We start from the raw sequence: 22007 nt of genomic DNA on the forward strand, positions 1-22007 counted from the left end.
CACAAGGGCAAATAACACCCCACCCCCACACCACCACGAACACACCCACACCACACCGCCAGACCACCCTGCCCACACAACGGTCAAAACACGAGCGTGCCCGGCACGGCGTCGCCGTGCCGGGCACCAAAGTCAGCGGCTGGCCGCCGCGAACTGACCGGGACGCCGGCCCTCACCCGCCGGCCCGCGGTAGGCCTGCGCGATGTCGAGCCAGCCGTCGGCGATCTCACCGGAGGCCGTCAACCCCAGGTCGTCACGGTGGCGGCGGCGGGTGACCAGCAGGCAGAAGTCGACCGCGGGGCCGGTGATCCGCTGGGCCGAGTCCTCCGGGCCGAAACACCACACCTTGCCCGAGGGGGCGGTCAACTCGAACCGGAACTCCACCTCCGGCACCGGCAACTCCCGGGCCAGGTAGCCGAAGTCCCAGGTACGGACGGCGAAGGCGACCAGGTGACCGACCCGGTCGGTGTACTCCCGCCGTACGCCCAGGGCGTCGGCGATGTCCTGCCCGTGGGCGAAGGTCTCCATCATGCCGGCCATGGCCAGCACGGCAGCGGGCAGAGGCCGGACCAGCCACGGCACCATCTGGTCCGGCGGCAACGCGGCGAGAGCCTTCTCGGCACCGGCCCGCTCGGCCCGCCACCGGGACAGCAGGACCGGTGGCGGCTCCGCCAGGAACTCGGCCAGAGCGGCGTCGACGTTGGCGCTGAAGTTCGGCGTCAGTCGGGAGATGACCCCCTGGAATGCCTCCGGGTTCGACGCGGCGAGCGCCGCCAGCCGGAAGGTGGCAGCCAGGTGGGCAACCTGGTGAGCGACCGTCCACCCGGGCGCCGGGGTGGGCGTCGCCCAACCCTGCTCGTCAAGGTCGGCGACCAACCTGTCGATATCCTCGCCCTCGGCGATGAGGTCGGCGATCACGTTCGGCTGCTCCGTCACTCGAGTACCCCTCTTCGAATTGGTGATGGCAACGCGATGGCGCTGCCTCCGGCTAGTTGTTCGGCCCGATCAGGTCCGGGGCGCGGCCCGGCCGGGTCAGGGCTTGGGTGCGCAGTCCCGGCCCGGTCAGGGCTTGGGCGCGGCGAAGAAGTTGGGGAACCGGGCGGTCAACCCGAGCTCCCCACGGGTCTTCAACCGGCCCTTCATCACCAGCATCACCGCGTGTGCGTTACCGGTGACCAGGTGGACGAAGTCGACCGCGGCAAGACTCAACGTCAGCTGCGGTTTCGCGTCGACCCGAGGCGACAGGGTGCACACCCCGTCGGCGATGACCATCTCGTAGGAGTCGACCCCACCGTCGGCCCGGTCACCGATGCGCCAATGCACCACCGCACGGGTCTTGCCGGCAACCTCAGGTCGGAACACGGCCGGCATCGCGCCGATCAGGTGATCGAGAATCTCAGCCCGCCGATCACCGCGCAAAACCTGACGCAGCTCGTCAACCGGGGTGCGCTTGACCAGCCGGGCGAACTCGACAGGATCCATGACTTCGACTCGTGCGTCGTGGATGGACATGGCACTCCTCCATCGGCGGATGACGGACACGCCCGCCCGCCTGCCGGCTGTCGCCGACCGGCGGAGGTGACCCCGCCCGTCTCAGTCGAATCCGCGCAGGATGTGCGGCTCGCCGTCGTCCTCGCCGGACCAGCGGTACAACTGCTGCGCCCGGACCCACAGGTCAAGGCTGCTCGGCGGTTCGACGGAGGACGGGACAACGGGTGCACCGGCGGCCGTGGTCGGGTCCGGCGGGGCTTCCGAAGCGGATTCCTCGGTCATCGCCACCCCCCTTCCCTTGCCACTCATCCTCACCGCGATGCCCGACCGCGGGCATCTCCCAGGCTGCGCAGGTGATCGTCGCAGCGCTGCCGACAGCCAAACTGGCCGCTGCGATTCAGACCCGTTGCCCTGGGATCTCCTGACCGTTGACGGTGCAACCATGAGGCTTCCGGATACCGTGGCGGCCGCGCGCCTCCTGCAATCCGGCCGAGCGCCTCGCATCGGCCGGATGTTTCGACTGGGCAGGACCGAACAGCGACAACCAGGGGGAAGCGATGCGAAAAGACGAACTGCGGGATCTGGTACGGCGCAGCCCCTGGCTGATCCAGGCGCTGGGCGTCGTGCGGGACTCCGCCCTGCCGGACGCCTGGATCGGCGCCGGCGTCATCCGCGACCTCGTCTGGGCCGAACGGTACGGCAACGGCTTCGACCCGAGCTCGGTACGCGACGTCGACGTCGCCTTCCTCGACCCGACCGACCTCAGCCGCGACAACGACGACCGCGCCACCGAACGGCTGGAAACGGCCTGGCCGGAGCCACCATGGGAAGCGAAGAACCAAGCCGCCGTACACACCTGGTACCCGGCGAAGTTCGGCGGCGGTGCGGTACCGCCCCTGCGCAGCATCGCCGAAGCAGTCGCCACCTGGCCCGAATACGCCACCGCCGTGGCCATCCGCCTCGACCCACACGACCACATCGCCGTCTGCGCACCACACAGCCTCGACGACCTCCTCGACGGGATTTGGCGACCCAACCCCAGCAGAGTCAGCCCGGAAATCTCCCGCCAGCGACTCGCCCGCCACCGCCCCACCGACCGCTGGCCCGGCGTCCGTGTCATCACCTGAACCGCCCCACGACTCACCCGACAGCCGCCGACATGGCCAACACCCGCCCGTTCGCGGCCCTCCGAACGCGCCCCAAACGGCCAGCCGTGATCTTGGATGATGTGTGCGGCGTGTGCTCTCCAGCCGATACCACCCTGGGTCAACCGATGCCACACCAGGGCAAAGCAGGCCAACGATCACGATCGCAGACGTGGTCGGTGTGATCGACGTGTGGTCATCCGCCGCCCCGACCCGCCGGAACAACCCAGGCCACTCCCTGCCACCCCGGGTCAACCCGCAGGCCGTTAGACTGGGCCCTCGCGCCCTCGTAGCTCAGGGGATAGAGCATCGGTTTCCTAACCCGAGGCTTCGCTTGTGGCCGCAGGGTGATGACCTGCGGCTTTCCGTTTTCTGCCTGCGTTTGCCGGTCGCAGCGGGGCCTTGCTGTGATCGCTTGCTAAAGATCAGTAAGGCGTCGTTCGCCATGGTCTAACCGCGAGCGGAGGACCACGGTGGACAGTGCCTCGTTGCCCCTGACCATGCGATGGAACTCTGACTCGAGCATTCTGATCCGTAGTCCGCACGGATCAGATGTTCTTACTTTCCGTGACTCGTCCGGTCGTGGGTGTTGTTTGGCGGTTGTTCGTGCTGATGAGGGCCGTAGAGTTATGCCTGGTCAGCGGCATGCGGATGTGACGCGTGTTGAAGCGTGTCCCGAGCACGAGCGCCTGGTTGGGGGCGTGCTGATTTTTCTCGCTCCGTACCAGTCAGGTGCTGAACATCCGAGCACCATCGGAGCACCATCGCGCTGGGTAACTGCCGTTGCGAGTTACTCGGGTCGACCCTTCTGCGACTTCGCCTGGCGTCGTCGCCCGGCCCGTGCCCGCCGTGACGGCCGACCAGATGGTGGCGGCATACGCCGTGAGCCGCCCGAGGGCACCGGAGAGCAGCGTCGGCGCGGCCGCCGATTCTCGACGCTGCTCGTGGTCGCCGGTGCGCGTCGCCGTTCCGGTTGGCGATCACCCGTGAGTATGCGATGCCGTACCTGGTATTGGTTGAACCCCGTGATCAAACGTATGTTCGTCATCGTGGTCTCGATCATCGATGTGGTGGAGAACTACGCGGGCCGCGACGGCCGCGTGGACTTCTCCCGGGTACCCGGCACCGAGCTGATGGCGTTCGGCGAGGAGGTCCGCCGCTACTTCGACGCGGCCGTCGCCGCACCGGCGCGTGAGGCCACCTACCTTGGCGGATGGCCGTCGGCTAACCCGTTCTACGTCGAGTCCAGCGATCTGATCCTGACGTCTCTGCTCTACGCCCGGCACGTCGTCGTCCGTGATCCGATCTCGGACTGGTTCTCGGCCGACCAGTACTACCTGGAGCGTCCGATGGCCGGGCGGCCGGGATACCTGAGCGAGGACGGCCGGGCGAACGTCGCGGAGACGCGGGCCTTCCTCGGCAATGCCGTACCGGGATTGCTCGCTCTCAAGCCGCTGGTCGAGCGCGGCATCGTCAGCATCGTCCCGGCCGCTGCGCTGCACCGACGCGAGGACGCGCAGGTGCGCGATCTGATCGCCGCGATCATGGAGCAGATCACCGATCCCTACGCCGTAACGAGCCGCTTCTCCCCAGCTGACGTGGCGACGGCGGACAACCTGCGAGGAACGTTCGTCTTCGCCGGAGGTGACCGGGAGACGCAGCTGCGTGCCGCCATCGAGCACGGCGTGCGTTACTTCGCACGGGAGTTTATGTTCGCGTCGCAGACCGGTGCGACGTACTGTGCCCCATTCCCGTTCGAGGAGTTCCTGTGCGATCGGGTGGGTGCCGGCCTCGCCCCCGCTGAAGCACGGGTGGCCCAGTTGCTGATCGCCTCGGACGTCCCGATCTTCCACGGTCTGAACGCGAAGGTGGTTGCCGCCGTCCACGACGACGACAACTTCGGCGAGTTCCGCCGCCAGCTCTACGAGACGTACGGCGAGCTGCCCGCCGCCCCGCCGCAGGAACGCACGACGTACCTGCGCGACCGCGAGGATGCGACGTTGCGGCCACTGGTCGACGCCGCCCGCCGGGACGCCGACCGGGGAGCGCTGTCGCGCATCGGCGTCCGGTACGGCGGAGACGCCTTCGCCCTCGGTGCCGGCATCGTCGCGGAGACGATGTTTCCCACCGGCGGCGCGGCTGCCGTCGCCACCACCACGATCATCGAAATGGTCAAGCGGAAACTCGAAGCCGGCCAGAACCAGACCTCCGCCACCGTTTGGACGACACTGGCGCGGCACGGTCGCCGGGCAGCGCGCGAACTGCCCGCCCGTGACCAGCCGGCCATCCCCGGGCCGGACCAACCGGGTGACCGGAACTGGGGCATCCCGGCGGAGGCCGGCATGAACGTTGTCGTCAGTTCCGGCTCGATGCTGGTCGACTTCGTCCCCGGCGGGCCATCGGTGGACGGGAACGCCTCGACGTACCAGGAGGGACCGTACCGGCCGTGCGCATGTGCCAGCGGTCGCAAGTACAAGTTCTGCTGCGCAGGCGTGGCATAACGGCTGCACCTGGGATAACCGGGTCTCGAGCTGAAGTGGTCTTCGTTACTGGTGCTGGGCCTCGTGCTCGGGCTCATCGCCGGACTCGCCCGTCCCCCGATCTGTAGAGAGAGTCGATGGGTGCAGGTGGCGGCGCGGTGCGTCGGCGGATAGGCAGCCGACGGCACCCGGAAGCGCCGCCGGCGGCCGGGCCGCTTGGTGGTGCCGAGCAGGTCGATGTCGAGCCAGGCGGCGGGCGGGCGCGCACCGGTGAGCCAGGCGACGAGCTCAGTGAGGGCGGCGTTGACGGCGAGTCCGTTGAGGTGGACGACCGAGGCGGCTGGTCGGTGACGGTTTCCGGGCCTGTTCGGGGCTGTGCTGGAACTGTCGGAGGTGCCGTCTAGCCTCCCTGAGCAGAACGACCTGGAGGGAGCTGCTGTGTCGGGCCAGCTGGAAGAGGTGCTCAGGCATCGCTACATCTACGTGCCGCGTGGCACCGAAACGGACACGATCCAGCCTGGCAAGCGGCTCGGCCTTGCTGTAGCGCGCGAGCGCAGCGCCCATCTGACGGTCGTAGCGCCCGACAAGAACTCGGCGACTCACCACCCCGAACTCGCCAAGCTCGACATCGTGACCGAGCGGAGCGGCCACCCACAAGATGGCGGCGTGGTCCTTGCCTGGTGCCCGACCTACAAGGTTATGGAGAAGATCCAGCGCCTGGATCGGAGCGTGGTGGTGCTCGTCGAGTGGATCCCTAGCGAGTTTGACGCTTGGGCGAGGCTTCGTGGCGCGTACAACGTCGTCACTGGCGAGGTCATGGACGCGGGTCTGAGCGCCGAGATCTCCAAGGTGTTGGAGGGCATCGTGTCCGAGGGATACAACGGCTGGACCAAGGGCACCGATGAGCTCGTGACCCTCAGCTTCCTCAAGGATCTCGCAGCAGCTGGTGCTTACGACCGCGAGCTGGTGCTCGCGTACGCCCGACAGTCCAAGTCCGAGCACACCATCGAGAGGCTTAAGAAGATCCTCGACAAGTTCGAAACGTCGCAGAGGTCGCTGGTGACCACACCGGACTCGGATTACCTGACCAGCCGCAATTGGTAGGTGTACCTCGATGACCTTCACATCGCTCCATCGCTACCTCGGCGATCCGTCCGGTCCGCTCACAGGCGAGATGATCGACCGCGCCATCGCTCAGGGCCTCCGCGAAACGGACGACCTGGACTGGAAATCCGAGCTGCCGCCGCTCGGCGCGATCCCGAACTCCGACTTCCCCAAGGACGTTGCTGCCATGGCCAACAGCGGTGGCGGCACACTGGTCTTCGGCGTCACCGAAGTACAGAAGACAGCCACCGGACGCAAGGACACCGGCGAGCTGACTGAGGTCTATGAGCGCGGCCTGCGCAGCGCCGCCGTGACGGCGATCAGCCCGCCGGTCTTCGGGCTCGAGGTACTTCAGCTCGGCGAACCGGGCAACCAGTGCGTAGTGGTCGTGATCCCGCCCAGTGTCGACGGCCCGCATCTGATCTACAAGAAGGAGTACTTCGGCGCACCCATCCGCAACGACGCAGACACCGTCTGGATGAAAGAGCGTCAGATCGAGGCGATGTACCGAGCGCGCTTCGACGAACGCCGGCGATCCACCGAGGTGCTCGACAAGCTCTACGCCGAGTCGGCCGCCATGCGCTCACCCGACAGCCCCGCCTGGATCGTGGCAGTAGCGCACCCGCGACTGCCGTCGGCGCTCACGAACCGGCCAGATCAGACGGCAGCCAGGATGGCGTTCGAGGAGGCGAGCAAGAACGCCCTCGTCTACGTCGGGCGAGGCAGCCTGCACCCGATTGAGAACGTCGACCGGAACAACCCCCGCCCCGGGCTCCGCCGATGGACGGCTAGACCCATGATCGACGGCGACAGCCAACGCTGGAAGGAAGCCTGGATCAGCATCCACGACAACGGCTCAGTGAGCCTCGCGGCAGCGGTCGGCGGTCACCGGCGTTCGAGCACGGAGTACAACGATGACCATGTCGTCGAATCGCGAGACGTCGAGGTGGCGATCGCAGACTTTATGGGCCTGATCCGTGAGGCAAGCGACCGTCTGGGACTCGGTGAGTACGAGGTCAGGGTCCGGTTTGAGTGGAACAAGACCGAGCGGCTCCAGATCTGGACCACCGACGCGATGAACTTCTCGTACGCGGGCAGCACCATTCCCCTCGCCCAGTACACGCCCATCGAGGTGACGGTACGAGCAGACGCGGAGTCGGCAGACTTTTACCAGCAGGTGTACGACCTGGTGCTTGACTGCTTGAACCAGGGTGGCATCGCCCACGTGCAGACAGTGACCCGCCCGCGTCTCCGCTCGTCACGGCTTTGATCGTGTGGGGCGGCCCAAAGGGGCTGGAACCCCTAACCATCTGATCCGTAGTGTCCCCGTCGCCGCTACGGGAGCAAGCCGACCACCGATCGGCGGCTACCGCACGCCCAGCGACTCACACCAGGCCGGAATGATCAACCATTGGAGCCTTTCCAAGCTGATCTTGCAGCTCAGGGCGGGTGCGGCGAGCTCGGAGATCGATGAGGGTGAGGCGCTAGGTAAGACAGCAGTCGACCAAGATTAGATGCCCCGACTGAGAGCCTCGCCTGTGCTGTCTTACCTCTCCACGATCCCGCTGTCCAGCCGCACCCTGAACCACCTCGCCGAACGCATCCGAGCGCACCGCACCCAGCACCGAAGCCGGTGGCGGCGCCTCGGCCCGGGCCGGCAGGCGCTGCTCGCCCTGGCGCACCTGCGCAACGGCGACACCTACGCCCGGCTCACCGCCGGGATGGCCGTCGATGTCGCCACCGCCTGGTGCTACGTCCGGGAGGCGATCATGCTGCTCGCCGCAGGCGCCGAGGACCTGGCCACCGCGATGAGGCGCATCCGCCGCCTGGCGTACGTGATCGGACGGCACGCTGATTCCGATCGGCCGCGTGGCGGACCAGAAGCCGTACTCCTCAGGCAAACACAAGCCATGGCGTCAACGTCCAGGTCCTCACCGACGCCGCCGGTCGGCTCGTGTGGGCCTCAGCGGCGCTACCCGGCTCGGCACACGACCTCACCGCCGCCCGCATCCATGGCATCATCGACGTGCTGACCAACGCGGACGTGATTACCTTCGCGGACAAGGGATACCAGGGCGCTCGGGGGATAAAGAACCGGCCAGGTCGAGCCGATACCTAGGCCAGCCCCATAGCCGGCTTGTTGATCCGGTGCAGTCCGGGTGGGCGCTACGAATGAGGTCAGCCCACTCGTCGGGCCGGTCTGGTCCCCGGACCGGCATCACTCGATCGGTTGGGCGCGGACGCGGCTCAGCGGGCCAGCTTGACCAGTGGTGCCACGAGCGGCTTTGGGTCGTCACCGAAGAGCAGAACGATGGTCTTGTGGCGGGCGCGGGTTAGCACCACGTACAGCAGGCGAGAGCCGGTTTCGAAGGGCTCGTGGCGCTCCGGTCCGTAGAAGTCGTTGCTGCGCAGGACGACGACGGTGGCGTCGGCTTCGCGTCCCTTCGTCTGGTACAGCCCCATAAGCTGCACCGGTGCGGCCGGCTCACCGGTGACGTGAGTGAGCAGGTCGGTGCGGTACGCGGCGATGGCGGTGTCGAGGGCTCCCAACGCCTCGGCCGGCTCGCTGTGCCGACGCAGGTGACGTACGACTTGCGGCTGCAGCAGCTGAGCGGCGCGTTGCCAGTGACGGCCGCCGCGGGGCAGTCCAAGAGTGTCGTGCGCCTCGGCGGCGAGGACCACAGCGGCGGACGGTCCGGCACCGTCCAGGTGTTGGCGGAGGTTGTTCAGACGCCGCTCAAGGGTCGCGGGCGCAGGGACTTGGCCAAGGAGTATCCGAGCCAGGTCCGGAACCTGTTTGCCACGTACCGAGCTGGTCACGAAGACCGCGAGACGTTGCAGCACCCGCGTCCAGGAGGCGACATCGCCTGCGAACTGGACCATCGCGTGCTGCGCGTCGAGGGCCGAGCTCAGGCATTCCGGCAGGCCGATGGCCTCGTGGGCGATGTCGAGTCCGGTGAGCTGGTCGGACAGACCGGTGGTGGCGTCGACGTGATGGCTGAACACCCCGACGGTGTGCCCCTCGGCCCGCAGCTGCTCGACGACGCCGGCGACCACCTCCGCCTCCCGATCGGTCGGCAGGCCCGCCCGGATGTGTAGTCGTCCGGTATCCAGGGCGGCGGTGACGGCGTCATGGTCGAACTCGCGGCGACGGATCGCGGCTGCCGCGGCCGGCAGGATGTTGCTGGGGTCGCGGTGGGACACGTCGGGCAGGTCGATGCGCCGGGCACCGGGCAGCTCGAGGGTAGTGTCGAGCCGTTCCGGCCCGACGCCGACGGCGTCGGGCAGTTCGCTGTAGATGCACTGGTTGGGGTCGCCCAGCAGCAACAGCCGGGCGTCGCCGCGGATGCTGGTCAGCAATTCGAACTGCCGGTCGTCGGTGTCCTGGAACTCGTCGCAGACGATGATCGACCAGCGGGCCTGAAGGTGTTCGCGGACGGCAGGAACGGCGCACAGCTCTAGGGCGCGGGGCAGCATGTCCCGGTAGCGGACCGTGTCGCGGACGCGGAACAGCTTGGCTTCGGTCTCGCTGAGCATCCTCGGTTCGGCCAGCCCGATCGTCCCACCCCAGCGGGCGAGCATCCGCCAGGCGAAAGCATGGAAGGTGGTGGTCTCAACTCGCGGCTGGTACGGGCCGAGGACCTCAGCGGTGCGGTCGAGTATTTGTGCCACCGACGAGCGGGAGAACGACAGGAACAGCGCCCGAGCCGCCGGCCGGCGGGTGCGCTGGCGCGGGACGGCCGTGGCGGCGTGATGGTCGTCGACGCGTTGCAGGTGTGCTCGGACAGCTGCCGCGGCCGTTGTGGTCTTGCCCGTGCCGGCACCGCCGCACACCAGCAGGACAGGATCGTCGGCATCGACGACCTGCCGCTGCGTCGGGTCAGGCTGATAGGTCACGGCAGCTCCAGCTCCACCAGGTTGACCGCGCCGACCGGCTTGCACAGCGTGCTGAGGACCCTCCTGGCCAGTGGCGGTGCCTGACCTGGCGGCAGCGCCTCCACATACGGCTGGTGCAGCCCACCCTTCGCCTTCAACTGCTTGATGATCTTGCCTTCGAGATCCTCGTCGTCGATCGTGTCAACGTCGATGCTGGTCAAGTCGTGGTCATCAACGAGCTGGCGCAGCGCTGTCCGCAGCCGGGCCGGTTCGACGCCGTGGGTCAATGCCCGTTCGACCGAGGTGCGTTCGGGCAGTTGGATCACCTGCTCGGCCACCCCGGTGAGTTCGGCGATGAGGGCGGCGTCGGCGCCGGGCTTGTCGTTGTCGAGCACCACGCGCACGTGGAAGCCGAGTTCGCTCGCGAGGCGGGCCAGCTTGGGCAGTTCATCCTTGCCGCCGTCGCCGTTGGCCGGGGCGACCATCCGCACACCGGACGCGGCCGGCGGCGCCACGCCACTCCGGCGCAGCCTGCGGTCGGCGACGGCGGTGTAGCCGTCCAAGTCGTGCGCGCCTTCCAGCAGCGCCACGGTGCGGGCGGTCATCGCCGGCAGCAACAGCAGGTGCAGTTGGCGGCGGGCCGAGCGTTCCTTGCGGTCAGTGGTGGGCGCCAACTGATGGACCTGACGGTGACCGTGGCTGCGGGTTAGCCGGATCATTTCCTCAGGTGTGAACGCCCGGACCACGTCCGGGCGGCGGGTGGACAGCCACACCTGCCCGGCCTTGCGCCGCAGCAAGCAGGCCAGGTACTCCGCTGACGCCGCGTCGAGGTCATCGCCGAAGTCGTCTGCGAGCACAATCGCGCCAGGTGCCGACGCGGACACCACCGCCTCGGCAGCGGCCAGCACCCCAGTTGTGGTGGAGCCGTGCGCCGTAAGCGGCAGTGGGCCGGCGGCGTCGAGGGCCAGCGTGGGTTGTAGAGCCCGCAGAATCGCCGAGACGGAGCCGTCATCGGCGGCGAAGCCGATGTCGTCGGCCGGGGCGGTGCCGGTCATCTGCAGCAGCTGCGCCGCGCCGGCGCCGAGGACCTCCTCGATCGTCTTTCGGATGCTGTTGCTGCCGGTCAGCCGTTCGGTCGCGGCGGCCACATCCGTGTTCAGCGCCGCCAGCGCCGCGAGCAGGTCCGGCTCGTCGGCGTCGGAGACCAGGCGCCGGAACGTCCCGTCCGGGCGCAGCTGCAGCGGAGCACGCCGGTCCAGCACGATCGCCGCGACGAGGTCCCGCTCGGCGCGAGGCGCCCGCAGGCCGCTCTTCGGATACTCCACCCAGTGCTCGGCGGTCTCGCTGACCTGGTCGACGCGCATCCGGTAGCACAACCGCAGCCCCATGACCGCCTCGTCGGCACGGGCCTCCTCCGCCGGCAGACCGGTGTCCGGATCGATCAGCTCCAGCCGGTCGTCGAGTTCCTGGGCGACCGCATCGTCGAGCTCGACCAGCGTGACCTCGACTTCGGTCAGCTCATCCTCCGCGTCCGGCGTCGGGACCGGTCGGTGCACGTCGAGCAGGTTGGGGCGGGCGTTGGTGCTGCGCGGGTCGAGCACCCGCCGCAAAGCAGTGATCAAATCGGTGCGACCTGCCCTCGGTTCCCCTACCACCACGGTGTGCTCGGCCGGGAACAGCTCCAGGTCGACGAAGCCGCGGAAGCGCTGCAAGCGAACCCTGAGTGCGCGCACGACGCCGTCCACCTTTCGAAACTGATGCTCTCTGTCGGGTCGGTCGAGCCGTTCCGATCGCAGCTCGCCGGATTATTGCCTCGCTCAACAGGACGTGTCCATGGACCGCCTGGAGCCGCTCCATCTTGCCGCACTCACTGCGGGTGCCGCCGCTGACTTTCTGGCTCGGACGCATCCAACCCGTCGCCGACGCCACCGGGATTCCCGCAGGGCACCGGCATGAGCGCCGCCGCTCGGGCATCGGCAGCAACGTGCGGACGCCGTCGGCCCGGGCCGGTGTTCACCCAATCCGGTGCGGCGGCTGTCAGTGGCGCCCTTGCCTGCGGCGCGGTGCTACCCACGTCGCCCACGCATCTGTGCCGGATGATGGTGCGGTGGCATACGACCTGACCCGGATTGACGAACGGCGGTTCGAGGACCTGTGCCGCGCGTTGGCGGTTCATGTGCTTGGGCCTGGCCTGCAGGTCTTCGGTCCCGGACCGGACGGCGGCCGGGAAGCCGCGTTCGACGGCCCGGTGCCGTACCCGACCAGCAGCAACGGCTGGGACGGCTACGGCATACTGCAGGCCAAGTGCCGCCAGCACGACGTCGGACGCAACGACGCCGACTGGCTGAGCCGCACGATCATGCGCGAGCTGGACCTGTGGGTCGATCCCGCCCGCAAACGGGTCAGCGACGGCCGCGTCCCGCAGTACCTGATCGTCACGACGAACGTACGGCTGACCAGCGTCGCGCGGCGCGGCGGCATCGACCGGGTCCGGACCCTGCTGGCCGGCTACGCCGGCCAGCTCGGCCTGAAGGGCTGGGACCTGTGGGACGCCAACAAACTCTCCGCGTTCCTCGACGCCTATCCCGATGTCGCGGCACGCTTCGCCGAGTACATTTCGCCGGGTCAGGTGCTGGTCAAGGCGATCGGCACGCTCGATGACGTCCACGCCGCCCTGGCCGGCGCCCGGATCACGGTCGGCCAAGGCGAGCCCGGCTGCCGACGCGCGTTCGAGGCGGCGTACCGGGCCGCCGGTGGCGCGGCCGTACTCGGCGAGCCGAGCAGCGAGGTGTACGACGACGGACCCGGCTGGGTACAGCATTTCAACGCCCCATCCAGCACGACATCTGACGTACCGGTCGGTGGCGAGGCGGTGATCTGCGCCGGGCGCGGCCGACCGGCGGTCGCGGTCACCGCCGCACTGTGGGACACCATCCGCGCCGCTGCTGGTGCCGGGCAGCTGTCCTCGGTCGGCTACCCAGTCGTCACCGCACATACCCCGCCGCTGCTGTCCACCGACGCCGACGAGGTGCTCCTCGACGGCGGCGACTGGAAGGCTGGCCGCCTGGTCCGTGACCCCGACGGTGGCTGGCGGTGGAAACCGCAGCTTGCGTTCAGTTTCGACGTCGGCATGACCCGCGATTGGCACACCGCTGGCGGCGACACGATGGACCTGCGGCTCCGGTGTGCCGCCACCATGCGCTGGGCCGACATCGCAGCGTGCGCGATCGACGGCGACGGACGGCGGCGGCTGCGCGCCGCGCTGCGCGAAGGACCGCTCGACGAGGTCATCGCCGCGCTCGCCGCCCGGTTCGGGCTCGACGCCGGCGGTGACTGGCACCGGACTCCCGAGGCCGAGGGCTACAACAACCGGCGCTTCGCCAGCTACCGACGGCTCGTCCCTGGCACCGAGGGCCGTCCAGCGCTCGGAGTGTGGGCGCGCTTTCAGCTGCCCGACGGGCTGCGTGACACCGTCGTGAGCATCGTCGACCTGCGCATCGACTTCACCGCCCTGCCCAAGCACGTCACCGGCCCGGACGCCCCGACGGTCGACCTGTCTCACCGGCTAAACCCGGCCGACCTGCACCGCTACCTGACCGCTGCGTGGCTGGCCGCGACCCAGTCGCTGCCGCCCGCCGCCACCCCGCATCCCGACACCGCCACACCCGCCGGACCGAGCCGTGTCGAAGTGCACCTGGGCACTGAACGGCCGTGGGCATCGCCGCCTGGCGGACGGGTCGTCGGGCTGCTCGACATGCTTGATCTCGCCGACTGGGGCAGCCCACCCGAGCAGCTCAGTCCGTGGATGTCGGCGACGGTGACCACGCCGTTGGACCTCACCGTCGCCGAGGTCGACGACCTCGTCGAGCACACACTGCGGTACCTGGCGTCCGGGTTCGGGTTCCTCGAACCCGATGACTGACAGCAGCTCCGGCCGGCCGGTAGGGCTCCGTCGCCAGTTCCCGACGGCAGCAAGCGTTGAGCAGCGACGCAGCAGCCCAACTCGACCGACTGTCCGGAATGTCCAGATGTCGCGCCACCAAGGCATCGGCGCTCTGCTTCGGACTACCTGCACCGCAGAAGTCGGCGCTGCACTCGCAACCAGCGCTGCACCGTCCATCACATCGCACGGCTGATCACGCGCGACGAGTCTGGCCGGTTCTCCCGGCCAAAGAAGTCGAGGGGCCACCCGCCTACAGGCTCGTAGTTCGTGCTGCCTTGAGGGCGTAGGACATGAGGACTGCCTCGTTCGAGCTACGCCCCGTCCAGCCAGGACAGAGCGCGTCAGGGCTCAGGTTCATGATGGTTCTGTGGCATACGAGCTGAGCAGACTCGACGAGCGGCGATTCGAGGAGTTGTGTAGGGCGCTCGCGATGCGAGTGCTGGGCCCGGCGATCCAGGCCTTTGGCGCGGGACCGGACGGTGGCCGCGAGGCCACCTTCGACGGCGAGGTGTCGTTTCGGCCTGATTGGTGCGGCTACGGCGTCCTCCAGGCGAAGTGCCGCCGGACCGCTGGCGGTGCCGCCGATGCTCAATGGTTGTGCCAGACCCTCACGAGCGAACTGGACCAGTGGCTTGATCCGCGACGACGGCGCGTCACCAACGGCCGGATCCCGCAGTACTTGATTGTTGCCACGAACGTCCGCCTTTCCAGCGTCGCGGGGCGCGGCGGCATCGACCGTGTCACCGACCTACTCAGCGCATACGGGCAGCGCCTCGGCCTCAAGGGCTGGGCCTTGTGGGACGCCAATCAGTTGTCCGCCTACCTGGACGCCTATCCCGAGATCAGCCGACGCTTCGCGGAATTCCTCACGCCCGGTGATGTCCTGGCTCAGGCCATGGACACCATCAATGATGTCAACGAAGCCCTGCGTGAGCAGCGGAGCGAAGCCCTGCGTGAGCGGCGGAGCGCGGCCGGAGCGCCGAAGCGCCAGGTAGTCGACTGGGAGCCCTTCGACCTGGGCGTGCACCGCTCGATCAGCCCGGCGGAGCAGGTCGCGACGACGCTGCCGGACTACGTCGGTCGAAGCCATGACGCGCACCTTCGCCGCCTGCTGCACCCCATGCCCATTAACGGGGTGTTCGTCGTCCTCGTCGGTGGCTCGTCGACCGGGAAGACGCGCACCGCATACGAGGCGGTCCTGACGTGTCTGCCGGACTGGGCGCTGGAGTTCCCCACTACCGCGCTCGCCTTGCGGGATCGGCCAGCGAGTCCACACTCAGTCATCTGGCTCGACGAGGCGCAGCGATATTTCAGCTCCTCGCACGGCGAGGCGGCGGCCGTCGCCCTGATGGAGATACTGCGATCGAACGCGCCTGTGGTCGTGATCGGCACCCTGTGGCCGCAGTACTGGCAACGCTTCACCGCACAGCCGAACCCGGGCGACGCCGATCCGCACCATGAAGTTCGAACACTGCTGGCCCGAGCCGTCCGCATCGACGTACCGCCGACATTCTTAGCCGCCGATGTCGAACTGGCCCGGTCGCGCTCCGATTCACGCCTCCGCGAGGCCATCGCGACCGCCGGGTCCTCGAACCGGATCACCCAAGCACTGGCAGCCGGCCCGGACCTCATCGCCGCTTACCGGGATGCCGATCCGTACGCCCGAGCGCTCATGCTCGCCGCAGCCGACGCCCGCGCCGCCGGTCGCGCCGCCCCGCTGTCGGCGGCCATGCTCGAACGCGCCGCGGCCGGTTATCTCGACGAACAGCAACGAGCCCGCACGGCGCCCTGGTTCGCCGCGGCCATCACCTACGTCACCCGGACGGTCAAAGGCGTTATCGCTCCGCTGACCCCGGTGCGGTCTCAGCCCGATCTCGGCGAGCCCGACGGCTACGTGCTCGCCGATTATCTCCTTCAGCACCTGCGTCCTGAGCAACATATGTATCCGCTGCCTCCACAGTTGTGGGCCGTCCTGCTTGCGGATCCAGGTCCGCTTGAGGATCAGCTACGCCTGGCCAGGGAGGCCGAGGATCGCCACCTCTACCGCGACGCGGTCACGCTCTGCGCGTCGCCGGCCAATCAGGGCTCACCCGGCGCGGCCATGGCCATCGGCGTGCTCCTCAGCCGGCTCGGCCGGCACGACGAGAGCGACCCCTGGGTAAGGCGCGCCGCCGCCCTCGGCCATAAGGGCGCCATTCAATCGCTCGGACAGCGCTACGAGTGGGACGCGACCTCGGGCCGGGAGGTGCACGAAGACCCCGCCGACGCCGAGCGGCACCTGCGACAGTTCGTCGAAAACCCTAACGATCTCGATGCTCTTGTTCGGCTCGTGTACCTGCTCACCGACAGCGGACGCAGCGACGAGGCCCGCAGCTTGTTGACGGGACGCGCAGAACAAGGCAATCCCACCGCGCTCGTCGTACTGGCAAACGTGCTGTACGACCAAGACCAGCAAGGCGATCTAGAACCCCTGCTGCACCAGCAGACCGCCAAGGGCAGCCCGGTCGCCGCGATCCTGCTCGCCGGCCTCATGGATGAAGTCGGCCGCGCAGAGGAGAGTCAGACACTACGTTCGACCATTGTTGAGAGGATCCCCGCGGATGCCCTCCAGCACTGCATCGAACTACTGATCGAGGCCGACCAGTGGTGCGGAGTCGACGAATTGTTGCGACACGCGGCCGAGGAGGGCCATGCCTGGGCCATGCAGCGGCTCGCCGGACTGCTCATCGAAGACGGCATCGAACTCGACGATGACCCCGAGCTCTTCGAAGAAGGCGAAAGCTGGCTGCGGCAGGCCGCCAACGCCGGCGACGAGCACGCCAATCTGCTGCTGCCTAACCTGCTGGACCGCTTGGGCAAGACCGAGGATGCGGCGGATGTCCTACGACAGCGGGCGGCCACCGACGACCAGAGAGTCCTTCTCGATGTTGCCGACGAACTCATGCACCTCGGGCACCACGACGAGGCCAACGAGGTGCTTGGGCGGTTGACCGCCGCTGGCAAACCCCAGGCGCCGGTTCGACTCGCGCACGTCCTGCAGCAAGCCGGGCAGCCCGAGCAGGCCGAAGCGCTCCTTCGTCAGACAGCCGCCGACGACCTGCACGCACTCGTCGTACTGGCCGGCATGCTCGCCGAAACCGGGCGCACTGCTGAGGCGGAACAACTACTGCGCGGCGTGGCGCAACCAACGACAGAAGTGTTGTCGACGCTGGCCGATGTACTCGACATGGACGGACGCCGGACGGAGGCCGAACGGGCGCTTCGCGACGCGTGCCTTGCAGGTGACGACCTCGTCGATCTACAACTCAGCTTGACAGGAACCGAGGCGGACCAAATGCGCCGCTATGGGTTAGAGCCTGATGGGCGAACCGCAGCGCCGTGGCACGCCCCGGAACCGGCCCCAGAGGTGGGCACGGCAGTCGACGAATGTCCACCGTTCGCGGAGTGGTTCGGTCTGCCCTACCCCCGTCTTGCCTATCGGAACTCACAGGCGCCGACGGCCGTTGCTCGCGCGGCGAGCGCGGACGAAGCCTCCAAGCATCAGCCCCAGCCAACTGGTGACGATGCCCAGCGCACCACCGGCTCTGGCTAGTCAATCGACGAGTGCATCGAGGAACTCGGCCATGCCCGTGCCTGAGCGCCCGGAGGCGAATTCGCTATGGCAATTTGGCCAGGATGAACGCGTCCCGCACAGCGAGTGGGATCGTTAAGGAGAGGTGATGGAGGTTACACCGGAGCTGGTGCTCAAGCGGGTGAGAGCGGCGCATGGCCGGCTCAAGCTAGAGGGCTTGGACGAGGAATCCCTGGCCGCGTGGCGACACGCGGCCAAGGTGGCCAAGCTGCGGTTGCTGCGAGCCGGCCCGCACCGGCTGCGCAGTTGGTCGTTTCCGGGTGGCATGTCGCTGCTGCTTGTGGAGGTCGACCGCCGGGGCGTCGAGTCGCCCGCGTTGGCGCCACCGGATCAGCCAACCCGGCAGTGGGTTCCGCCTCCGTGTCCACGGCCCCGCACCCAGGAGTTCCTCGGCCGGATCGTCCCGGTCCCCTCGACGGTGCGCCGCCCACACCCGATCGTGCAGGACCTCACCGAGGCGCTGGACTTCCCGGAGCGGATGATCTACCAGCACCGGCCCTACCTGATGGCGAACAAGCGTCGGCCCGTGCAGCGGATGCGCCAGGTCTGGCAGGCCATCATCACCGAGGCCGAGTTCCGCGGGTACGAGACGCTGTTTCGGCACAACCGACGGGACCACTACGACAGCGGCCAGCTGATCCTGCGGATCGACCGGGACGAGTTCCCGCTCCAGCTCTACGGGGAGCGCGGCAAGCCGCTACAGCTGACGATCAAGGACGTGCATCCGGCGCGGCGCCGCGGCTACGACACCTGGACCGACACCGCCGACAAGCCCCTGCACAGGCAACTCGGCGAGATCTTCACCCACGTCGAGCGGTGGGCCGACCTCCTGATCGCGCGCCGCGAGGCCGAGGAGCGCCGCGAACAGGAGCGCCGACGGGAACGGCAGCGGCGCGAAGATGAGGCCCAACGCCAATTCACCGAGGACCACCGCCGCAAGACTATCCAGGCTCGTATCGGCGAGCGGCAGTTCGCCGACGACGCCCGCGCCTACGCGGCAGCGCTAGCGGCGGTCGCTGACGACTTGGAGCCCGACCGTGCGCAGGAGGTGCGGGCCTGGGCGACGTGGATCCTGCAGCATGCCGACCAGGTGGATCCCCGGCTCAGCCGGGAGGGCATGCCGAAGACGCCAAAGCCCGAGCGCGATGACCTGCGGCCGTACCTGCCTGCGGGCCACTGGCACTACTAGCCGTGGTACCAGCGGCGGTTCGGATGCGACGGTTGACAGGGCGGCGCCGCAGAGGCAGTCCTCCCGACGTGCTGCTGTCTCGGTGTCGGCACGGCCACCGATGACGGTGGATCGCTGGGAATTCCGGGCGGATCGGCCAGCGGGTCAAGGTCATCGGCGTAGGTGTGTGCCCACGCCAGCCACGGGTCGTCGATCCGCATGCCGGCGTTGACGAGATCTGCGCAGTAGGAGCGGATGTCCTCGGCCAGCAGCCACGCAGCCACCTGCTGCCGCAGGATCTGGTCACGGTGCGCCGTCACCACCCGGTCGCGTTCCTGCTGGAGCGCACCTGCTCCGCCCGCGCTGCAGCTTCGCGGCGGTCACGTAGCCGCCGGCCACGTTGGCGCAGGTCCGTCAGGACGGCGGGCAACTCGTCCTCAAGCCGCTTGCGGGCGTAGTCCTTCCACTCGGCCACACCGGCGTCGGCGTCGGTGACTGTGAGCACCAGGCGTAGCATCCAGCGGGCTCCCTTCTCCTCCCGTACCCGCACCTCGAGCGGCTGTTCGTCGACGACCACGCTCAGCAGCGCGTCCGTACCGGACCTGACGGCCCATTCCCGCTTCTCCGCCTCCAGACACAGCGCCTGCAGGAGCAACAGCGTCCGGGAGCGGTTCTCGTCGGACTCCGGTAGGCGGCTGGGCTGCTCACGCAACCGGTCGATGACCGGATGAGGATCCACCAGGAACTCGGGGACCGGCACTGATGAGCGACTTGGCGGCACGTACTGCTTGCTCGGGTAGCGGCCCCGCCGTAGCTCGATAACCAGGTCACCGGTGTTGCGGCCGCGGTGAACCAGATGCCAGCCCTTGGGCACATGTCCGCCAGACCGCAAAGCATGGATCAGTCGACGCCAGGCCGCCCTCACCGGTTCTGGCGGGTCCAGAACCTGCACAGATCCTTCCGCCTTCTCGAGCAGGTCCAACAACCCCTGCACGGAGGCGGGCAGGCGGCCTCGTGGAGCCGGGTAGGGCGTCCATGCAACGATGCTTGCACAGCTGTGTGCGGCGATGAGGGAGGCTGGCGGCTGCTTCGCGACGACCTCTGGTCGGGTAGGGCAGACAGGAAGAGGAAGCGGCCGGACGCGCGTCATCGGCTGGGCTGTGGAACCTTGACGCTCATCTCCCGACCCCGACCGCTGCAGGCGGGTACCGAGAAGGCCGGCAGGGACCTTCTGATCTGCAGTGCTGGCGTGCATGGTGTTTCGGCTGGCAAGGAGTTGCGGTCAGCGACGACGCACGGCAAACGTGATTCGCTTCGTCTTCGCCGGCTCCCTGAAATCAAGTCCGGTGCCGTCTTCGAAGGTCATTCGTCCGGTCGGCATAGGTGTCCCGGCGGCCGGACTCCATGCGGCGGCCTCGCGCAACGCCGCCATTTTTCCGGTCCGCTCAAGCTCGACGGCTATGACGTGATCACGGCAAACCACGTCGACCCGCCGAGCGTCGTCTCGGGCGACCAGGTCCACGATCTGGTCGCCGACGAGGTCGTCGAGCGAGGGCGCCAAGGTTTTCAACGAGTTGACGCCGTACACCCGGAAAAACTCGATCTTCTTACCCGCGACCCACTCGCGCGCCATGTTGACTTCTTGTGAAGCCAGCGCTCTTTCCATGGGCGTTCCGATCTTGAGCCTGACGATCGCCAGGCCACAGCCTACGGGCCATGTCTCTCCTGGTCCTGAGGGGTGATGTCTTCCGGGCCAACACTGCGCCACCGAGGCCGTCTGTTGAGGCCGCTTGGGGGCGCCGATCATAAAAAGTATTACTAAAACCGTAAAAACACCCTTTCTGGTAAAACCAGCCTTATGGGCTCTAATCGACCTGCCGCAACGCCTAATTGATGAATCCGCTGACCGATCCCAGGGCATCTAGATCGGTTGCACCGAATGTCAGAGGGTGTTTGAGAAGGGGCTATGACGTCGGTTGTTGGTGGTAGGTGCGGCGTTGTCGGCGGGTGGCTGGTTGGCCTCGGGTGAGGCGGCGGGTCATGGTGTTGATGGCGGCCCAGCGGATCATGGCTTCGGAGGTGGCGGGGTCTCGTTCGTAGTCGCGGGCCAGGCGGCGGTGAGCGGTGAGCCAGGCGAAGGTCCGTTCGACCGGCCATCTTCTGGGGATGAGGACGAAGCCCTTCTGGCCGGCGGGTTTGCGCACGATGTGCAGGGTGGTTCGGAGGATGCGGGCGGCCCAGTCGACAAGTTGTCCGGCGAAGCCGCCGTCGGCGAGGACGAACCGAACTGGTGTGGCCAGGTAGAGGCTGAGCAGGGTGGTCTTGGCGCCGTCGCGGTCCTGGACGCTGGCGGCGCAGACCATGACGACGAGGATCATGCCGAGGGTGTCGGTGACGATGAATCGTTTGCGGCCGTTGATCTTCTTGCCGGCGTCGTAGCCGCGACTGTCGGTGCCGACGGTGTCGGCCGCTTTGACGCTCTGGGAGTCGATGATCCCGGCGGACGGCTGCGGGTTGCGGCCCTGGCTGATGCGGACCTGTTCCCGGAGGTGGTCGAGGATGCGTGGGGTGACTTTCTCCTGCTCCCAGCGGACGAAGTACCAGTAGACGGTCTGCCATGGCGGGAAGTCCGCCGGGAGTTGCCGCCAGGAGCAGCCGGTACGCACGACGTAGAGGATCGCGTCCACGATGGCCCGGCGGGAGTGCTTCTCCGGCCGGCCACCCGGGCGAGGTGGTGGCAGCAGGCCAGCGATGTGACGCCACTGAGCGGTGGTCAAATCAGAGGGGTACCGACGCTTACGAGACACGCCGAAGGCAACCAGGCATCCACGATCATCAGCCGCACACCGAGTCCGACACGCCCCTTCTCAAACACTCACTCAGACGTGGGCGATACCGTGTCAGGTACTACTCTGTCGGGGTGCGCTGACCGCGGTTGCGCGGTCGACCCCTCGTTAGTCAGCCCTCTATAGCAGCGAGAAGCTTATGGTGGTGACCCCGATGCCCCGTCCGCATGGGCCTGTGCCTCAGCAGCGGTTGGCCGACCTCTCAGCATGTACCTGGGAACGGGCGGTTGCTGGGTGACACCGAGCGGTGAGAGTGCGCCAGTTTCGGGCGGCATGGACGCCACCGGGTCCCTCGGAAGCTCGCCGGCCTCTCTTCAGACCAG

16 protein-coding genes and 1 pseudogene are annotated in these 22007 nt (G+C 68.0%); 8 read left to right on the forward strand and 9 right to left on the reverse strand.

Features of this window, described 5'->3' with window-relative positions:
• Positions 1-132 precede the first annotated feature (132 nt).
• The 3 genes from ACGFIK_RS21565 to ACGFIK_RS21575 form a co-directional block, all read right to left on the reverse strand.
• Positions 133-936, reverse strand: a complete 804-nt coding sequence (locus ACGFIK_RS21565; protein WP_327022988.1) for a TIGR03084 family metal-binding protein — start codon at positions 934-936, stop codon at positions 133-135.
• Between the two features lie 126 nt (positions 937-1062).
• Entirely contained in the window at positions 1063-1482 is a 420-nt protein-coding gene (locus ACGFIK_RS21570; protein ID WP_327022989.1) for an SCP2 sterol-binding domain-containing protein, read from the reverse strand.
• 111 nt (positions 1483-1593) lie between these two features.
• Positions 1594-1773, reverse strand: a complete 180-nt coding sequence (locus tag ACGFIK_RS21575) for a hypothetical protein (RefSeq protein ID WP_327022990.1) — start codon at positions 1771-1773, stop codon at positions 1594-1596.
• Positions 1774-2048: 275 nt separating this feature from the next.
• Here ACGFIK_RS21575 and ACGFIK_RS21580 point away from each other — a divergent pair, with 275 nt between their 5' ends.
• The 5 genes and pseudogenes from ACGFIK_RS21580 to ACGFIK_RS21600 all read left to right on the forward strand — a co-directional run.
• The gene (locus ACGFIK_RS21580; protein WP_327022991.1) at positions 2049-2618 is read left to right on the forward strand and encodes a nucleotidyltransferase family protein; all 570 of its coding nucleotides are present in this window, start codon (positions 2049-2051) and stop codon (positions 2616-2618) included.
• A 1034-nt stretch (positions 2619-3652) separates the two neighbouring features.
• On the forward strand, positions 3653-5137 hold the full coding sequence (locus ACGFIK_RS21585; RefSeq protein WP_393340883.1) for a hypothetical protein: 1485 nt from the start codon (positions 3653-3655) through the stop codon (positions 5135-5137).
• A gap of 417 nt (positions 5138-5554) precedes the next feature.
• Positions 5555-6220 carry a hypothetical protein gene (locus ACGFIK_RS21590; protein ID WP_393044153.1) on the forward strand — a complete coding sequence of 222 codons (666 nt, stop codon included), beginning with the start codon at positions 5555-5557 and terminating at the stop codon, positions 6218-6220.
• Positions 6221-6230: 10 nt separating this feature from the next.
• Positions 6231-7490: a helix-turn-helix domain-containing protein gene (locus ACGFIK_RS21595; protein WP_393340885.1), complete on the forward strand. Its 1260-nt coding sequence runs from the start codon at positions 6231-6233 to the stop codon at positions 7488-7490.
• Positions 7491-7758: 268 nt separating this feature from the next.
• Positions 7759-8321 (forward strand): annotated as a pseudogene (locus tag ACGFIK_RS21600) (transposase family protein); the annotation flags it as partial.
• Positions 8322-8467: 146 nt separating this feature from the next.
• On the opposite strand, the gene ACGFIK_RS21605 reads toward ACGFIK_RS21600, so the two are convergent.
• The gene (locus ACGFIK_RS21605; RefSeq protein ID WP_393340888.1) at positions 8468-10117 is read right to left on the reverse strand and encodes a UvrD-helicase domain-containing protein; all 1650 of its coding nucleotides are present in this window, start codon (positions 10115-10117) and stop codon (positions 8468-8470) included.
• Positions 10114-11829, reverse strand: coding sequence for a hypothetical protein (locus ACGFIK_RS21610; RefSeq protein WP_393340890.1), 1716 nt, complete (start codon positions 11827-11829; stop codon positions 10114-10116). Before ACGFIK_RS21610 ends, ACGFIK_RS21605 begins: the two co-directional genes overlap by 4 nt.
• A gap of 374 nt (positions 11830-12203) precedes the next feature.
• Here ACGFIK_RS21610 and ACGFIK_RS21615 point away from each other — a divergent pair, with 374 nt between their 5' ends.
• The 3 genes from ACGFIK_RS21615 to ACGFIK_RS21625 all read left to right on the forward strand — a co-directional run bounded on the left by ACGFIK_RS21615 (position 12204) and on the right by ACGFIK_RS21625 (position 18859).
• Positions 12204-14018, forward strand: coding sequence for a hypothetical protein (locus ACGFIK_RS21615; protein WP_393340893.1), 1815 nt, complete (start codon positions 12204-12206; stop codon positions 14016-14018).
• 388 nt (positions 14019-14406) lie between these two features.
• Positions 14407-17631 carry a hypothetical protein gene (locus ACGFIK_RS21620; protein ID WP_393340896.1) on the forward strand — a complete coding sequence of 1075 codons (3225 nt, stop codon included), beginning with the start codon at positions 14407-14409 and terminating at the stop codon, positions 17629-17631.
• A 148-nt stretch (positions 17632-17779) separates the two neighbouring features.
• Positions 17780-18859 (forward strand): hypothetical protein, encoded by a 1080-nt coding sequence (locus ACGFIK_RS21625; RefSeq protein WP_393340899.1) that lies wholly within the window; start codon positions 17780-17782, stop codon positions 18857-18859.
• On the opposite strand, the gene ACGFIK_RS21630 is transcribed toward ACGFIK_RS21625, so the two are convergent.
• From ACGFIK_RS21630 to ACGFIK_RS21645, 4 genes are all read right to left on the reverse strand, one after another.
• Entirely contained in the window at positions 18856-19161 is a 306-nt protein-coding gene (locus tag ACGFIK_RS21630; protein WP_393340902.1) for a hypothetical protein, read from the reverse strand. The two genes, ACGFIK_RS21625 and ACGFIK_RS21630, sit on opposite strands and share 4 nt — an antisense overlap.
• Positions 19155-19577, reverse strand: a complete 423-nt coding sequence (locus ACGFIK_RS21635; protein WP_393340905.1) for a hypothetical protein — start codon at positions 19575-19577, stop codon at positions 19155-19157. The genes ACGFIK_RS21630 and ACGFIK_RS21635 overlap by 7 nt, the downstream gene beginning before the upstream one ends.
• Positions 19578-20120: 543 nt before the next feature.
• Complete coding sequence (locus tag ACGFIK_RS21640) at positions 20121-20471, reverse strand: hypothetical protein (protein WP_393340908.1); 351 nt, start codon at positions 20469-20471, stop codon at positions 20121-20123.
• A gap of 331 nt (positions 20472-20802) precedes the next feature.
• Positions 20803-21660, reverse strand: coding sequence for an IS5 family transposase (locus tag ACGFIK_RS21645; protein WP_393341117.1), 858 nt, complete (start codon positions 21658-21660; stop codon positions 20803-20805).
• Positions 21661-22007: the final 347 nt, after the last annotated feature.

This window comes from Micromonospora sp. NPDC048871, assembly GCF_043198155.1.
Taxonomy (GTDB): Bacteria; Actinomycetota; Actinomycetes; order Mycobacteriales; family Micromonosporaceae; genus Micromonospora.

Coding starts and splice junctions, on each gene's coding strand:
- ACGFIK_RS21570 (WP_327022989.1), bottom strand. CDS start 1,482: ATGGATCCTGTCGAGTTCGCCCGGCTGGTCAAGCGCACCCCGGTTGAC.
- ACGFIK_RS21575 (WP_327022990.1), bottom strand. CDS start 1,773: ATGACCGAGGAATCCGCTTCGGAAGCCCCGCCGGACCCGACCACGGCC.
- ACGFIK_RS21580 (WP_327022991.1), top strand. CDS start 2,049: ATGCGAAAAGACGAACTGCGGGATCTGGTACGGCGCAGCCCCTGGCTG.
- ACGFIK_RS21595 (WP_393340885.1), top strand. CDS start 6,231: ATGACCTTCACATCGCTCCATCGCTACCTCGGCGATCCGTCCGGTCCG.
- ACGFIK_RS21640 (WP_393340908.1), bottom strand. CDS start 20,471: ATGGCGCGCGAGTGGGTCGCGGGTAAGAAGATCGAGTTTTTCCGGGTG.